The 14,987-nt window shown below is 35.1% G+C and carries 16 protein-coding genes and 1 pseudogene; 4 read left to right on the forward strand and 13 right to left on the reverse strand.

The genetic code is table 11. From position 1 onward, the window contains the following. The first annotated feature begins 216 nt into the window (after window positions 1-216). From H3299_RS15475 to H3299_RS15490, 4 genes are all read left to right on the forward strand, one after another. Entirely contained in the window at window positions 217-735 is a 519-nt protein-coding gene (locus H3299_RS15475; RefSeq protein WP_246708279.1) for a replication/maintenance protein RepL, read from the forward strand. 72 nt (window positions 736-807) lie between these two features. Beyond that, entirely contained in the window at window positions 808-1,191 is a 384-nt protein-coding gene (locus H3299_RS15480) for a hypothetical protein (RefSeq protein WP_182419991.1), read from the forward strand. Between the two features lie 77 nt (window positions 1,192-1,268). Then, window positions 1,269-1,526: a type II toxin-antitoxin system ParD family antitoxin gene (locus H3299_RS15485; protein ID WP_182419992.1), complete on the forward strand. Its 258-nt coding sequence runs from the start codon at window positions 1,269-1,271 to the stop codon at window positions 1,524-1,526. A 4-nt stretch (window positions 1,527-1,530) separates the two neighbouring features. Next, entirely contained in the window at window positions 1,531-1,818 is a 288-nt protein-coding gene (locus H3299_RS15490; RefSeq protein ID WP_182419993.1) for a type II toxin-antitoxin system RelE/ParE family toxin, read from the forward strand. Window positions 1,819-2,014: 196 nt separating this feature from the next. Here H3299_RS15490 and H3299_RS15495 read toward each other — a convergent pair whose 3' ends face one another. From H3299_RS15495 to H3299_RS15555, 13 genes and pseudogenes are all read right to left on the reverse strand, one after another. Then, window positions 2,015-3,514, reverse strand: a complete 1,500-nt coding sequence (locus H3299_RS15495) for a helix-hairpin-helix domain-containing protein (RefSeq protein ID WP_182419994.1) — start codon at window positions 3,512-3,514, stop codon at window positions 2,015-2,017. Between the two features lie 22 nt (window positions 3,515-3,536). Further along, entirely contained in the window at window positions 3,537-5,132 is a 1,596-nt protein-coding gene (locus H3299_RS15500) for a PP2C family serine/threonine-protein phosphatase (RefSeq protein ID WP_182419995.1), read from the reverse strand. A gap of 32 nt (window positions 5,133-5,164) precedes the next feature. Next, complete coding sequence (locus H3299_RS15505) at window positions 5,165-5,803, reverse strand: VWA domain-containing protein (protein ID WP_182419996.1); 639 nt, start codon at window positions 5,801-5,803, stop codon at window positions 5,165-5,167. Next, window positions 5,804-6,445: a TerD family protein gene (locus tag H3299_RS15510; RefSeq protein ID WP_182419997.1), complete on the reverse strand. Its 642-nt coding sequence runs from the start codon at window positions 6,443-6,445 to the stop codon at window positions 5,804-5,806. It abuts the gene before it with no gap. Window positions 6,446-6,472: 27 nt separating this feature from the next. After that, window positions 6,473-7,111 (reverse strand): VWA domain-containing protein, encoded by a 639-nt coding sequence (locus H3299_RS15515; protein WP_182419998.1) that lies wholly within the window; start codon window positions 7,109-7,111, stop codon window positions 6,473-6,475. Window positions 7,112-7,376: 265 nt separating this feature from the next. Beyond that, window positions 7,377-7,955, reverse strand: a complete 579-nt coding sequence (locus H3299_RS15520; protein WP_182419999.1) for a TerD family protein — start codon at window positions 7,953-7,955, stop codon at window positions 7,377-7,379. 48 nt (window positions 7,956-8,003) lie between these two features. Further along, entirely contained in the window at window positions 8,004-9,044 is a 1,041-nt protein-coding gene (locus H3299_RS15525) for a TerC/Alx family metal homeostasis membrane protein (protein ID WP_182419985.1), read from the reverse strand. A 336-nt stretch (window positions 9,045-9,380) separates the two neighbouring features. Beyond that, window positions 9,381-9,590 carry a hypothetical protein gene (locus H3299_RS15530; protein WP_182419986.1) on the reverse strand — a complete coding sequence of 70 codons (210 nt, stop codon included), beginning with the start codon at window positions 9,588-9,590 and terminating at the stop codon, window positions 9,381-9,383. A gap of 183 nt (window positions 9,591-9,773) precedes the next feature. Further along, window positions 9,774-10,349, reverse strand: coding sequence for a hypothetical protein (locus H3299_RS15535; RefSeq protein ID WP_182419987.1), 576 nt, complete (start codon window positions 10,347-10,349; stop codon window positions 9,774-9,776). Between the two features lie 514 nt (window positions 10,350-10,863). Then, the gene (locus H3299_RS15540; protein ID WP_182419988.1) at window positions 10,864-11,223 is read right to left on the reverse strand and encodes a GtrA family protein; all 360 of its coding nucleotides are present in this window, start codon (window positions 11,221-11,223) and stop codon (window positions 10,864-10,866) included. Beyond that, entirely contained in the window at window positions 11,216-12,136 is a 921-nt protein-coding gene (locus tag H3299_RS15545) for a glycosyltransferase family 2 protein (protein ID WP_182419989.1), read from the reverse strand. The genes H3299_RS15540 and H3299_RS15545 overlap by 8 nt, the downstream gene beginning before the upstream one ends. A 23-nt stretch (window positions 12,137-12,159) precedes the next feature. After that, the gene (locus H3299_RS15550; RefSeq protein WP_182419990.1) at window positions 12,160-13,722 is read right to left on the reverse strand and encodes a hypothetical protein; all 1,563 of its coding nucleotides are present in this window, start codon (window positions 13,720-13,722) and stop codon (window positions 12,160-12,162) included. A gap of 342 nt (window positions 13,723-14,064) precedes the next feature. After that, window positions 14,065-14,715: pseudogene (locus H3299_RS15555) on the reverse strand (IS1595 family transposase). Window positions 14,716-14,987 lie beyond the last annotated feature (272 nt).

A 14,987-nucleotide genomic window follows, 5' to 3' on the forward strand; every position in this document is an offset into this window, starting at 1 on the left:
AAGAGAAGGCATGTAAGCTATTGTTTTTTATAAACCGCTCGCGACAGATTAGTCGTTTTTCGCGACAATTTTTTTGTTTTTTTGTCGTGACAAGCGTTATTCAATGGCGCATGATACGTCAAAATAACCGAGGATATTGACGCAATGAATGACACCTTCAATTTAACAAAAGTAAATATGTGATCACCCAATTATTCTTTTCAAGAAAATCCATTTATGGAACATGGCACTGAAATAAGAACACGACATAAAACAGTTAAGACCAAGGCATCTATGCAAGAATTGGTAGATTCAAGCACAGGTGAACTTGTAGCAATGTCTATGATACACGTTATTGAAGAAAAAGATGAAGAACATTTTGTTAAAGTTTTCGCTGATGGTGTTAAAGCAGCCTTTGAATTAAAAGCGGCCGGAGCAAAAGTTTTTCAATCTGTTTTAGGTGAATACCAACGGGAAAAAATGACAGGAGGCTATGCCGATAGTTTAACTCTATATTGGTTCGGTGATGGCTTAAATGGAAAAAGTATAGGCATATCCGAAAGAACATTTCAAAGAGGACTAAAAGAACTCGTTGAAAAAGGCTTCTTAGCTCATAGAGCCCCAAATCAATTTTGGGTCAATCCAGCTTTATTTTTTAAAGGCGATAGAGTTGCATTTATGAGGGAATATCGATTGAAATCGCCGCCAAAAAAATTAAAAAACGATAAGAGCCAAATCGAGTTTGAAGAAATCTAAATAAATTTATTATATTTATTATGCTTTAATGTCATTGTGATGGTCACAATGATAGTCAGAAGGATTGTCAATATGACAGGTGACTTTGAATTTATGACATATGACGATGCAGCATCACGTCTAGGAATTGCACAAGCATCTGTAAGAAGGCAGGCTGCTAGAAACAAGTGGCCTAAAAAAAAGAGAAATGACGGTCGCATATCTGTCGGTATACCTGTCGCACGACTATCAATTGACAAGACTATAGACAGTCATAATGATACCAATGACAAAGGTAATTTAATTCAAGAATTACAACACCGTATTTCTATCTTAGAAATTGAATTATTAAATGAGAAAAAGCTAAATGAAATCACAATAACAGATCGTGACAATTGGAAAACTCAAGCCGACGCATGGCAAGAGCAGGCTCAACATTTACTAACTAAAAAACGACGATGGTTTTGGCAAAAATAAAGTAGTACTATTAATTGATAATAGTTGATAAGACACCAATTTTATGAGATGCTATTCAATAAAAGCGGAGAAGATGAATGATCAGTGCTGATTTAGGAAAACAACTTGAAAATTATGTTCAAAAGCTCGTTGATGGCGGCCGATATGGCTCTAAAAGTGAAGTTTTACGCGAGGGCATTAGATTAGTGCAAGAAAGAGAAATGCGCTTAGTAATGCTTGATCAAGCAATTAATAAAGGTATTGAAGATGCTGAAGCAGGCAATACCAAATCTGCAAACTCTGTATTTGATGCTTTAGAACAGAAATACCAATTAATGCTTGAAAAGAATAATTGACGGCATGCTTATAGAATTTACCCAAGAAGCCCAAAATGACCTTGAAAAAATTGCAGATTACATAGCGAGCGATAATCCAAAACGTGCATATTCATTTGTTCAAGAAATACGCGCCAAATGTGAGAATATAGCCTCAATACCACGAGGTTTTCCCCTCGTATCGCGATATGAACATTTAAATATTCGTCGATGTATTTTTGGTAATTACCTCATATTTTACCGCATTAAAGAAGATACTATCTTGATAATACGTATTATTCATGGCGCGAGCGATTACACCAATATTCTTTAAATTATCAAAATTGGCAAATAGTCCTTCACCATTTAAATAATTTCAAGACTATTTGTGAGAACACTCAATAGCAGCCTTTCTGCTATTTAATTATCAAATTTTTTTTGTCTCAAAAACGTTCATTAAATCACAGTCTTAGGTGTTAGCCACTTAAATTATAGCAAAAAGCAATTTGATAATACTAGATTTAAAATGATTAATTATCAATAAGTTGAATGACAATAAGCCTACCCCCTTCTTCTTTAGATAAGATAAATTGCGCATTATTCACTAGTGGTAATTTGTCACCGATGGCAATAGTTCGCTGATCATCCAATGATATTAATCCCTTTATTCCTTCATTCACTAACCACCATTGGTCATTATGAAAGACAAAATAGCCAACTCGTTTTTTTTGTTCTTCGGTAGTTCTTTCGTTTGGAGCAATAAGGCGATTAACATGCCAAGGGAATAATGATTGTCCGTTCCACACCATTAAACGATGATCATCAGAGCGGTAAGAGCCTACCTGTCTAGAAGAATAGAGATTTAAAATAGGTAATTTCCCTTTATAAGGAGTATTACAATAAGGGCAGCAGGGATTGGTTTTACCGGAAAAAACATACCATTTTTGTTCACATGCATTATTTTGGCAGGGTTGTAATAAGTCAACTGTTTTGACAAGTGCACTTTCCCATTCATCTGCGGTTGGCCGCTTTGTCGGCTCATGTAATCCTTCAATGAAGGCTCTCTCAAATAGTACCTTTAAATAAGGCCCCATAATAGTATAAGGGATTTTTTGCGGATCCGCCCATGGCAACGAAGAGGGGGACACTTGGCTAAGTTTGACGGCATTACTACGATCAATAGGATGCTCGATAAAGAGAGCCCTTTCGCCCATAGATAAAAATTCGTCACGGAGTTCATCATTCATATCATGAATCTTTCCTCCGCGCAGTGGATGTCTAAAAAAGAGGTACATGTATATTAAAACGGAAAGTGCATGACGATCAGTCGTAATACTAGGTAATATTCTATGTGGAGCATCTTTTGGTAAATAGCTAGTTTTAACAACTTCTGGCGCAATAAAATCTGGTGTTCCCACAACATCAGGAGGATATTTACCTGGTACGACAAGACCATCGACATCGATAATACAGGCATGTCCTAGCTCAGGGTCTATTAATACATTCTTATAGCTAAGATCACTATGACAAAGACCCGCAGCATGCATGCGTCTAATTGCTCTGGTCAATAAAATGCAAATTCTTAAATAATTAAGTGTATTTCCTCGTTCACGTGGGTCAAGAAATTTGCTTTGATTACTCGCACTTGCAAACCACTTCCCCTCCTTTTCCTTGCCTTTAATACCGAGAGCATCATTATTTTTTGAACCATAGCGAAAGAAAAAATGCTTTTGATAGCTCGGGACTACAATACCAAGCTTACCGTCATGTTCCACAACATGAGTCGGCCAGCAAAAAAGTGATTTCCAATACTCACCACCCGCTTGTTCAAATATATTTTTTCGATAACGACTGGTAATCATATCGATACGTTCTCTTGCCTGATCATTTTGAGGTCTATGATAAAAGGCGACGACGTATGATTTATCAGGAGAGAAATAGACATTTTTCATTGCACCTGCGCCAATAACTTCATCGACATATTGGATGGTCTTTCCATCTTTTGTTTTGCAAGTAACAATATTTGTCATTTATTCTACCTTGGTTTAAAAATCACCAATAAACGATTAATGTACGATCATCATGGTTGCCATGAGAAAAAAAACTTAACCAATCAGCTAAATGCGAAGAGGCTTTTTCTTCATAAGAAAGTGGGCCTGCAAGATCGTCAACTAGTTCATCCCATTTTTGGACATTCTTTAAACCACTATCTGTTTCAAAGCGCGGATCTGAAACACCATCGGTCATCAACAATAAATGTGATACGTCAGACCATTTACCTATGCTAACTCGTTTACTGAAATTTTTATCCTTTATGATACTAGCATCGAGAAAGCGCGTTTGCCCAGCATATTCTCCACTATCGGGTATGCCAAGAATTCGAACTTTTCCTCTTGGTCCATAGGCTGCAATTGCGCCATCGCCCAACCAAAAAGAAGCAGCAAATAATTCACCATTGGCGCGCAAACATATCGTGACCAATACCGTCGTGGCAAAAGCTTTAGTGTCACTATTTACTTCCTCTGCCACGCGGCTGATTTCGCGCAGAGCATTTATTAGTGCCTCACTAAAAAGTAGATTTATAGTTTTCCAAACCTCGCGTTGATCATCTTCACTCCATTGCAAAATACGATCACTCAATTCATTACCAACTTCATTGCATAGTTTGTCATATAAATAATTTCCGACAATATCAGCAACTATTCGCGATCCTTCGCGGGAATATTTAGCACTCCCTGCTCCGTCTGCCACCAGTAAAACGCACCAACCGGACGTTTCACAACTCTTAATATAAAAATCATCATCGCAGTAGGTCCCAGCATGTTCATGCGAGCGCCCTCGGCGACGTGCGGCAGCAATATGAGCTCCCATAACACTGAGATCACGATTGACAATATGGTCTTTACGATAGGGTATTTCAGCAGAAGGCTCAATAATCTCCCAAAGGTCTTTAGGATCTGGATTAATAATAAAATTTATCTTTTTTTCACCGCTAAATTTTGAAGAAATTTTCCATTTTACGCGAACAGGAAAAGATCCACTTTGCGATGGATTGCCTTTTACTCGTTGATTTTCTTTTGAAAAAACTAGGCCAATGTCGTCTGGAAAAATAATATCTATTATTTCTACAACATCATTATTATCAGCAATAATATTGATGGGCACATCAAATGGTTTACCTATATGCGCATTGGCAATTGAAATTGAAATTATTGGTTCTTGGGGATATTCAGATAAATTAGATTTTTGTAACGAAAAAAAATGGCTGCTTTGTTGGCTATCTGTTGTTAGTGTTTTCTCGTTTAGGCAAGGATTATTATTCTCTTGATTTTCATCTAAATTATTTTGTTGATCTGGTATTTTATTGTTATCAATATCACTTTGCTTAGCATCGCTAGAGATTTCTGTTATTGAAATTTGAGTGTTGATAATATTAGTACCTAAAATATGATTATCATCAATAATAATATGTGGTTTACCAATGTCTTTTTTTATTTGTTTTAAGAGTTGTTGAAAATCATTTGCCTCGTGCAGCGCCTTGGATAAATTATCAATATAGTCCAATTGAGAATCAGGTTCATACGCTTGACCTATCTCCTTCAAAATAAACTTAGCTATTTTGATTTCAAGCGTATCGTTTTTATCCATCAGCCATATCCCCTTAATAAATCTATATCCTACTAAAAAACAATCTGTATTTCTGGCGGCGGCGGGGGCAGATCATTAGTATTACCGTTTACTCCTGCGCTCGAGCTACCCGAGGAAACATTTACGCTAACCCATTTAAATAGCCCCGAAAAGGCTGATGAATCAAGGGTTTCCAAAGCGACTATTTTGTCTGTCAATTGCTTTAGGTGATCATAACCCGCTTTAGGTCCGATAGCGCAGGCAATAATAGAGCCAAAAGAACGTATTTTAACCCCTTTTATAGCTTCACTATATGCCCATGCATCCGAGGGCACCCCATCTGTCATCAAAAATACAAGGGGCCGCCAATCGCCTTTCTGCTCTCCACTTGAACGGTGTATATCTCTATCCATGCAACGCATTAGACATTCAAGGGCTGCTCCGGTAAATGTTCCCCCTGTATTGGGTACTGTAATTTCAGTGAATTGAAAGTCTGGTAAAGCTGTTAATGGTACAAATTCGCGTGCTTCATTATCGAAGGTAATTATAGATATATATACGCTTTCAAGAGCATAAGGGTCCTGTCGCAGCATGCTTAACATTGCTTGTACGCCGACATTTACTGAATGGATTGATTCACCACGCATTGATCCCGATGTGTCAATAAGCAAATAAACAGGTAACCTACGCATTTAGATATAATTTCTTAAATGAGTAACAAAAGAGTCTGAAGGGGAAGGGGCACCAATAGCATTCAATTTCCAGCCGTTAGATTCACGTATAAGTTCGGCAAAAACCATTGAACATTGACCGTTGAAAGCAACCCCACCTGAAAGGTCAAAGCGTGCCATTTCGACATTACGGGCATCTACTGCTCGTATAAATGCGTTATTTATTTTTCCAAAATGTTGATTTAGCTTTTGCCCATTATAAATTTGAACGATGAACACAATTTTTTCATATTGTGGATCAAGAGTATTAAGCTTAGCAATGATTTGTTCATCATCACCGTCCCCCGCGCCGGTACGGTTGTCACCGGTAAGCCATATTTGTCCTGATTTATGTTTAAGATTATTAAAGAATATTATATCGCCGCCAACCAACGTTGGTTTGCCATTTTCAATATTTCCTTGAGATACAATCTTACCTGATGCATTGCAAAGAAAGGCAATGACATCAAGATCATATTCATCTTTTTTTTTGGAAAAAATTCCGCCTAAGAATCCCTTTTTTTCTTCATTTACATCCCAACCAAGACCTATCGTCACTAAAGATAGATCATAATCATTTTTACGCAGACTAACGCCTTGTCCTTTACGCAAACTAACTGACATATAAAATCCCCTGTTTAAGCAATTTAACTATAAAACCACATTCACAACTGAAGGAGGAGGCGGTAAATCATCCAGTCCAAGAATTTCTTTTTTTCCCGCTTCTACCTTTTGGCTACCGACAGCAACACTCGCCGATACCCATTTGAAGAAAGATTTGATTGATGAACTATCAGCTGTATCAAGCTGTAAAACAATCTCAGTGATTTCTTTTAACACTTTAGTATCTGCATCATGGCCTGCCGCACAAGCAACGACAATACCTGTTTTTGCGGCTTTAAAATCGCTTAGTCCCTTGCGCCAATCATCAGTTGGAGCACCATCCGTCATCAAAAAGATTAAGGGCCGCCAATCGCCTTTGACGTCAGCAGTCGTTTTTCTAACTTCACTACCTATTTTTGCAGCGACTAAAGACAAAGCTTCACCCAATGCCGTTGTTCCTGTAGCAGTAAGCTGTCCAAGGTTAAAACTTAAAAGATCGGTTAAAGGTACTGTTTGTCGAGCATTTGAGCCAAATGTAATTACTGAAATATAAGCCGTTTCAAGTGCATATGGATCTTGCTTAAGAGTCATCAATAAGGTTTGAACACCATTTTTCACGGCTTCAATTGGCTCTCCATACATAGAAGACGAGCAATCAAGAAGTAAATATACCGGTAATCGTCGCACAATCAATATTCCTTATAAGGTTACCAATGATTAAGAAAAGACATATCTTTTCTTTATATTTTAATAACTTAAAACACCTTCATCTTATATATTTAGGGTGCTTATGCACGAAATTTAATAAGCTAATTATTACTAAAATAAATGATTATTGTATCAAACTTAGTTAATTTAGAGCAGAAATTGTCATCTAAGGTTTATTATATAAAAATACTTATATTAATTTTTGCATCACCTTAATTAATAAGTTTGATAAAACTATATTTTATCAACTAGCAATAATTCCATATTGTGCGCAGACTGAAGCCAAACCACCAGCATAACCTTGTCCAACGGCCCTAAATTTCCATTCACTATTATAACGGTATAGCTCTCCAAAAAGCATTGCAATTTCTGTAGATGCATCTTCAGTTAAGTCATAGCGGGCTACTTCCATATCATTATCATCATTCACCAAGCGAATAAATGCCCCAGAAACTTGACCAAAGTTCTGACGCCTAACTTGAGCTTCATGAATTGTGACAACAAAAACGATTTTTTCTATACTAGAAGGCACTGCATCTAAATCAATTTTCAAAGATTCATCATCACCATCACCTTCTCCAGTACGGTTGTCACCAGTATGAAATACTGAACCATCAGATGATTGTAAGTTATTATAGAAAATAAAGTCAGCATCGCCGCGAACTTTACCGCTGGCTCCTAAAAGAAATGCTGAGGCATCAAGATCGAAATCCTGCCCATCTGTTGAACGGGCGTCCCAACCAAGACCAATCAAAACTTTTTTCATTGACGGAGCTGCTTTGCTTAAAGATACATTTCCGCCTTTTGCAAGTGATACGCCCATAAACTAGTCCTTTCCATTTTTAATTTATTGAGGATAAAATATGCGGGATTAATGTTCTTGTTTTTTATCTTCTGAGTTATCAGGGAAAATGAGGCTTGCAACAACACCTAAAATAAGAACGCCTAAAACAACATAAAGGCTCGTAGCCGCAGAAAGACTATAGCCATGATGCCAAATGTGGTCTGTAGCGTTTAGTCCAAGTTTAATGGCCATGAAAAACAAAAGAACTATAACGGCTCTTTCTAATTGTGAGAGGTATTTTTTAAGAGCTTCAAGAACAAAATAAAGTGTACGAAGGCCTAAAATAGCAAACATCATTGCACTATAAATAACAAGCGGTTCACGGCTCACGGCGATGATAGCCGGTACAGAATCGAATGCAAACATGACATCGGAGAGTTCGACTACAGCAACACATAGCATGAGCGGAGTAGCATATAGCATTGCTTTTGCACCACGGCCAATAACAACATCTTTATTTTCTGGCTTTTGTAATTCTAAATCTACTTCTTTTTGTGTTAAAAGAAAAGCATGCCCAGCAAGCTTAGGCCAAATAGGAAAGAAACGTTTAACCAAACGATAGGCAAGATGTTGAGAGTAATCCTCTATTTCATCTCTATCGCCATTATTTTTAAGCATCATAACGGCGGTCCATGCAACAATTAAAGCAAATACTATTTCAACGTAAGGTCCTAAACTTAGTAAGCTAGTGCCGATCATTACAAATATTGCTCTAAAAACGATAGCTCCAATGATCCCCCAATATAAAACCCGGTGCCGATAACGATCTGGGATAGAGAACCAAGAAAAGATTGCCATCATAACAAATAGGTTATCAACTGATAATACCTTTTCAAGGGCATAACCAGTAACAAATAGGCTAGCAACCTCAGATCCGTGATGGATATATAAAAACAACGCAAAGACCATTGCAACAATGATCCAAAATACAGACCAAAAAGCAGCACTTTTCAATGAAATTTCTTGGTCGTTACGGTGCATAAACAAGTCGATAAAGATAGCGCCAATGGACAAAACAAGAAAAACAATAACAGTCTCAGTTGGAAAACCAATATGTGTTGAGAGCATAATTAATCCTTAATGGATATAAATACAAAAATATTAATTTTATTCATTAGTTATGTAAAAAAAATTCTGGTTGCTGCCTAGGTTTATCCTAGTAAAAATAGAAATTATTATTACGTTATGTGATAGATTTTATTAAGTCCAGTTTTTTATAAAATTTGCATGATTTTATTTACCTAACTTAAATTTTATGAAAAATTAAACGATCGTTTTTGAGAGGGTGGGTTCAATGTATTTATCTGAAGTAAATTTTGAATATCAATTTTATTATAAATCACTCTTGAAATTATTTTCTCAATTTATCTGTCAATATTGAGTTTTCAGAAACTAATTGGATAGCTAGCCATTTAGTTTTTTCCACCAGGGTCTTGCTAAAAGTTGGGCTTGATTTTTCCATGCATCGCGGTCAACTTCAGCTGTATTAGCTCTATTTTCTTCTGCTTTTAATTGGACTTCAAGAATAGCAATTTTCTTTTGTAATTCATGAGTATGATTATGTGGAGCCTGTCCGGTTCTGTATTCTTGTTTGATTGGAACCGAAACGGTCAACTTACCTAAATTATTTTTACGCTTACCCAGTGTTCTTTACATGCTCTTCGTCTTACCGAGTCTACTGATACCCCTAATTTTGCGCAGCATCAGCATAAGTAAGCCATATTCTGTCGTCAGTCACATTTTCGTCCTCCGTCCGACCTTATGACCAGACATTATCATTAAGATATTAACTGAAAGTTAGATATCAAAAAGGGTTTTTTCAGAGGAATTTTGTTCAATTTTTTTATTGGTTTTCGGTACTCTTCTGTACTCACGCATAAATGCAACTCTATCACCTTTAAAAAACAATGCTGGATTTACCCAATATTGATTAGGGAGTTTTGGCTTTAAAAATTCTTTTGAAATTAATTCTTTTAATCCGTTATGAAAGGTCCGGTCGGTCATTTCCAGTTTGTCGCCATTTAAGCCGCCGTCAAACCAAATAAGATTAACTGAATCCGCAAAGCCACCGGTCAATTTTTCAGTCTGGTAAGACTGGAGAACTGCAACAAACACACGATAGCCTGTACGGGAAAGATCAAAAGCTGCTCTCACACCTTCGGCAAATACTTTTACAAAATGTTCATCATCACGTTCTTCTATGACATGAATCATCGACATTGCTACGACTTCGCCAGTATTTGAATCCACAAGTTCTTGTCTTGCTGCTCGAGTTTTAACTGTTTTATGTCGTGTTTTTATTTCAGAGCCTGATACCATAAAGGGATTTTCATGAGGAGAATATTCTAGTTTTCGCAAATTAATCGTGTTCATTGGATCTCTCTAAAATACATTTAAATAAACAAGCTGTTTTCTTTCGAGTGTTAAATATTAAGTACATTATTTAACACTCGAAAGAAAACCATAAACCATATAAGCGAAAAAAAAAAGGTTTTTTTTTTCGCTTAATGTCACGTTTCTTTCGCTCGATGTCAAAATTTCTTCGCTCACAATTCCCATTTTCTGGCGTTTACAGATACTTCTCTTTCTCACTCTATTTAGATACGCGCCGCGAAGCGCAAAAAATCGAAACCGCGCCCTTCCATTTAGCGCTGTAGGTTTCGATTTTTTTAAGCAAGTCGAAGCGTCAAAAAACAATTAGAATTTTACATAATCAGGTTTATCCATCAGGTGAGGAACGAACCTGTGGTTAAACTCGCGTAGCGACCTGAAAGGCTGATTGTGTAAAAACTAACTACCTTAACTGAATTTTCTTTTTTTGATTTATATTTTTACGTTAATGCAGATTACGAATAATATTTGCGCCAAGACCGATAAACCCCTGCATTTACATAAATGCCCAAAAACGCGTACCTACAAATCCAAAACTAGATGTTATAACAGTTACCGCTCCTGAAATGAACGTTTCATTCCATTCCAAATGCGCAAATATAGCAGTTAATAATGACGCTAATATAGCGCATATTACTTGAACAATTGCATATCTATAAAGTGAATTATTATTTGGCTTATCATCCTTAAAAGACCAAAATCTTTGTGCCGTATAAACACACACAAAGCATATAATATACGTTAATATACCGCATATTAATGGATTTATGTCTAAAAACAAGTAAAACCGTAAAAGACAAAAAAATAAAATTGCTCCTAAACTTCCAACAATAATAACTTTAATTGATTTATTCATTTTTAAGCGCCAAAAAGGCAAGTTTTTTCATATCAATACGCATTTTACGTACTAAATTTAAAATAAGCGCAATCATAAAGCTCATCATTCCTAAAATTGCTAAAAACCCTGCTAAAATAGCAGTTGGAAACCGAGGAACAACACCTATATTCATAAATTCCACAACGACAGGTACACCAAAGCTTAATGACAATCCCAAAAAAATAATAGCAAAAATCGAATAGAATAATAGCGGGCGTTCATTTTGGATAAGCTTTAAAATGGTTAAACCAACTAAAAAACCATCTTTTATCGTTGATAACTTACTTTCCGACCCTTCTGGCCTCTCACCATAAAGAGCACTTAACTCTTCCATGGCAACATTAAGCTCAAGCGCATGAACTGTTACTTCCGTTTCAATTTCAAAGCCATTTGATAAAATAGGAAAAGATTTGATAAACCTTTGTGAAAAAATTTTATATCCTGAAAGCATATCTGTAATTTGCCGTCCAAAGATAAATTGCACTGCACCTGTTAAAGCTTTATTTCCGAAGCGATGACCAAAAGGGTAACTTTCCTTTATTTCAGATACTCTTTTTATATTTATACAATCTAATTTGTTTTTAATAAAAATATCTAATGCTTGAGGAGCAAAAGACAAGTCATAAGTTGAATCACCATCAACGATAAGAACAATCTGTTCGTTTAAATCACTAAAGGCTCTTCTTATAACGTTTCCTTTGCCTTGCTTTTTTTCTCGCCTAATAATTGCACCTGCTGCACTTGCAATTTCAATGGTTTTATCAGTCGAATTATTATCATAAACATATATAGTAGCTGAAGGTACATATTTTTTTGCATCTTCGATAACTTTTGCTACGGTAATTTCTTCATTATAACAAGGAATTACAATCGCAATACTTTTTTCAAACATGTTTCTAACCTTCAAACAAATAACTATTTTATTTTTTGCAATGAGCAAGTGTAAAGGCTTTCTAACCCAGACTTAACCTGCATACAATCTTCACTACTATATTTTAAATTATATTTTTTTAAAATATTATCAAAAGAAGCATTATACTTTTCTCGCGTTAATGTCCTAATTTGACCTTTACTCATATTAATTTTGTCTTTGGCAAGTTGCCCTAAACCAGTATTTTCCATTTCTACAAGATTACCGTCAATACGAATGAATACGCTATTTTTCGGTGCACTTAATACGAGATATCCCATTGGTTCATGTTCTAAAAAAATATAAGTGACACTTTCTTGGCGCAATTCAGCTGGATAATCTGCTTTCCACCATTTTTTTGTATTTATTGGAAGATGATCCCAATCCATAGGCACCACAAATAGCAAAATTAAAAATGATATGATGGACATAGATGCAACTTTGCTAAACTTTGTAAATCCAATTTTATCAAGAAGTGTAAATATTAACAAAGGTGCTAGTTGTTCTAGCGCAACGATATATCTTTGGATGGTATATAACTTCACCCAAAATAATAGCGATATGACAAATATAATCCAAAGAAATATAATCGGCTTTGTTTTGAAAATTCTTTGATTATCAGTTCTTTTTAAAAAAAATAAAGGTGCTAAACAAACAGTCAGCACAACTAAAATTAAAAAACGTACATCTCTAAATGGACGCTCAGTTGTCACTGCCACTTCGCCAAGTGCTTGCTTAGGTAATATATTTATAGCTTCTAACAAACTATGAGTAATAAAATGTTTATCTACTAATGAAACATTATAATAAAAAGGCGAATGAAAAACATTATTCATTAAAGGAAACGTAGGGTTTCCAAAAACATAATATAAATAAATATTCCAAGTTGCACCGAAAGGAATATATCCAATAATAGATGATAACCCAATTAAAAAAATAGATTTTATATTTCTATGATTGGGTTGCATTAAAACTGCTGTAATAAACGGAAAGAAAAATATAATATTTGTCAATTTAAAACTTATCAACAATCCAAATAATATGCTGCTAACAATAAGTGACTTTAATGAAAATTTATATTTGATACTTATATATAATATTAACAATAAAATTAATGCATTGATATTATCACTATATGTTGTGCCAACAAGTGAAATAAATGTAGGCGAATAAAAAGCACAAATTGCTGCTATTAAAGAAATATATTTATTGATGTAAATATTAACATTATCATTTATAATTTCACGCGATAATGTATAAATTATTATTACATTTAATGCTGAAAAAAATGATAAAATTAAAGCGCCAATACGCGGGTCAAGATAAATTGTAATAAAATAATTAAAAATTTGAACAAATGGATTAAACCACGTTTGAAGATGCGCTGGAGCAACATCAACAAACATCCGGTTATTAAAAAGCGCATAAACAGAATATAAATGGTAATTTCTTAAATCCCAATTAACATCTACTCCTCTTGATAAACTATACCAAAAACAAAGCATCCAAAACAATAAAAAAAGAAAAGTTTTTTCTTTTTTTAAAACCGTACTGCATAAAAATTTCATGATTTATCTATATCTTTACCTAATTAAAAATTAATTCAAGAACGTAAATCCTTGAGTTGTGTTTCTAGTGTTTATTAATTGGAGTATAATTTTACATTCTTTGCTAAAGAATATAAGGCTCTTTATAGATGAAAATGGTCATCTTAAATATTTAACCATCATAGAATAAAAAATTGTGCACTCCCAAAGCAAATTATTGCATTTTTACTTTTTAATGCGGTTAACCGAAAATTAGGATCTGTCGATAAAGCTTTGTAAATGCTTAAATTTTGAAAACGTTTCTCCATTAATGGTGTATATTTAAATACCAACTAAAAAAAGAAAAGAGGCTGTCCTAGATAACTATAATAAATTCGCTTTTACTATTTGTTTTAAAATAGAAAATTGGATTTTGGGATCACTGTTATTAAAACGCCATTCACACTCTTTTAAAAATAGATGAAAATTCTCGCGCGGAATGCCGTTAAATTTTCTCAAATGTCGTTTTGCTTGGTTCCAAAAATTTTCAATTCCATTGATGTAGTTACGCTTATCCGCAAATAATTTGCTATGATTAATACGGTAATGTGTGAATTCGCTGACGTCAAGAACATCATAACTACGATAGGTATCAGTATAAACAATGCTATCTGGCTTGACATGCTCTTTGATAATAGGGATTAAAGTATTTTTTTGAGTATTGGCAACTTGAACGGTATAAACCTTACCATCACGTTTTAGAAGCCCAAATACGGGTACTTTTCCAAAGGCGCCACGACCACGCTTTCCTTTACGACTTCCACCAAAATAAGACTCATCAGCTTCAATTTCACTTGTCTACATTTCTAGATGTTCGCTGTGGAGATAAATCAGTAATCGCAACCGATGAAAATAATAGGCAGCAGTTGTTTTATTAATGCCAACTAAAGCAGCTGCTGTTCTTGCTGTAGAACCTGCTATAAATAATTCAATAAGTTTGCATTGCTTATACCAACTTAAACGACTTTTCCTCATGGATTAATCCTACATAACTTCTGTTATCTAGGACAGCCCCAAAGAAAATCCAGTAAGGCAATTAGTTTTTACACAATCAACCCTTTGGGTCGCTTATGCGAGTTTAACCACAGGTTCGTTCCTCACCTGATGGATAAACCTGATTATGCAAAATTCTAATTGTTTTTTTGACGCTTCTACTTGCTTAAAAAAATCGAAATCTACAGCGCTAAATGGAAGGGCGCGGTTTCTATTTTTTGCGCTTCGCGGCGCGTACGCTAAATAGATTGGGA

This window comes from Bartonella sp. HY038 (assembly GCF_014117425.1).
Taxonomy (GTDB): Bacteria; Pseudomonadota; Alphaproteobacteria; order Rhizobiales; family Rhizobiaceae; genus HY038.

Bases quoted from the DNA above. Each gene is read 5' to 3' on its own strand.
- H3299_RS15545 (WP_182419989.1), bottom strand. From the start codon at position 12,136: ATGTTTGAAAAAAGTATTGCGATTGTAATTCCTTGTTATAATGAAGAA.
- H3299_RS15535 (WP_182419987.1), bottom strand. From the start codon at position 10,349: ATGAACACGATTAATTTGCGAAAACTAGAATATTCTCCTCATGAAAAT.
- H3299_RS15550 (WP_182419990.1), bottom strand. From the start codon at position 13,722: ATGAAATTTTTATGCAGTACGGTTTTAAAAAAAGAAAAAACTTTTCTT.
- H3299_RS15485 (WP_182419992.1), top strand. From the start codon at position 1,269: ATGATCAGTGCTGATTTAGGAAAACAACTTGAAAATTATGTTCAAAAG.
- H3299_RS15510 (WP_182419997.1), bottom strand. From the start codon at position 6,445: ATGTCAGTTAGTTTGCGTAAAGGACAAGGCGTTAGTCTGCGTAAAAAT.
- H3299_RS15490 (WP_182419993.1), top strand. From the start codon at position 1,531: ATGCTTATAGAATTTACCCAAGAAGCCCAAAATGACCTTGAAAAAATT.
- H3299_RS15495 (WP_182419994.1), bottom strand. From the start codon at position 3,514: ATGACAAATATTGTTACTTGCAAAACAAAAGATGGAAAGACCATCCAA.
- H3299_RS15525 (WP_182419985.1), bottom strand. From the start codon at position 9,044: ATGCTCTCAACACATATTGGTTTTCCAACTGAGACTGTTATTGTTTTT.
- H3299_RS15520 (WP_182419999.1), bottom strand. From the start codon at position 7,955: ATGGGCGTATCACTTGCAAAAGGCGGAAATGTATCTTTAAGCAAAGCA.
- H3299_RS15540 (WP_182419988.1), bottom strand. From the start codon at position 11,223: ATGAATAAATCAATTAAAGTTATTATTGTTGGAAGTTTAGGAGCAATT.
- H3299_RS15475 (WP_246708279.1), top strand. From the start codon at position 217: ATGGAACATGGCACTGAAATAAGAACACGACATAAAACAGTTAAGACC.
- H3299_RS15500 (WP_182419995.1), bottom strand. From the start codon at position 5,132: ATGGATAAAAACGATACGCTTGAAATCAAAATAGCTAAGTTTATTTTG.
- H3299_RS15480 (WP_182419991.1), top strand. From the start codon at position 808: ATGACAGGTGACTTTGAATTTATGACATATGACGATGCAGCATCACGT.
- H3299_RS15505 (WP_182419996.1), bottom strand. From the start codon at position 5,803: ATGCGTAGGTTACCTGTTTATTTGCTTATTGACACATCGGGATCAATG.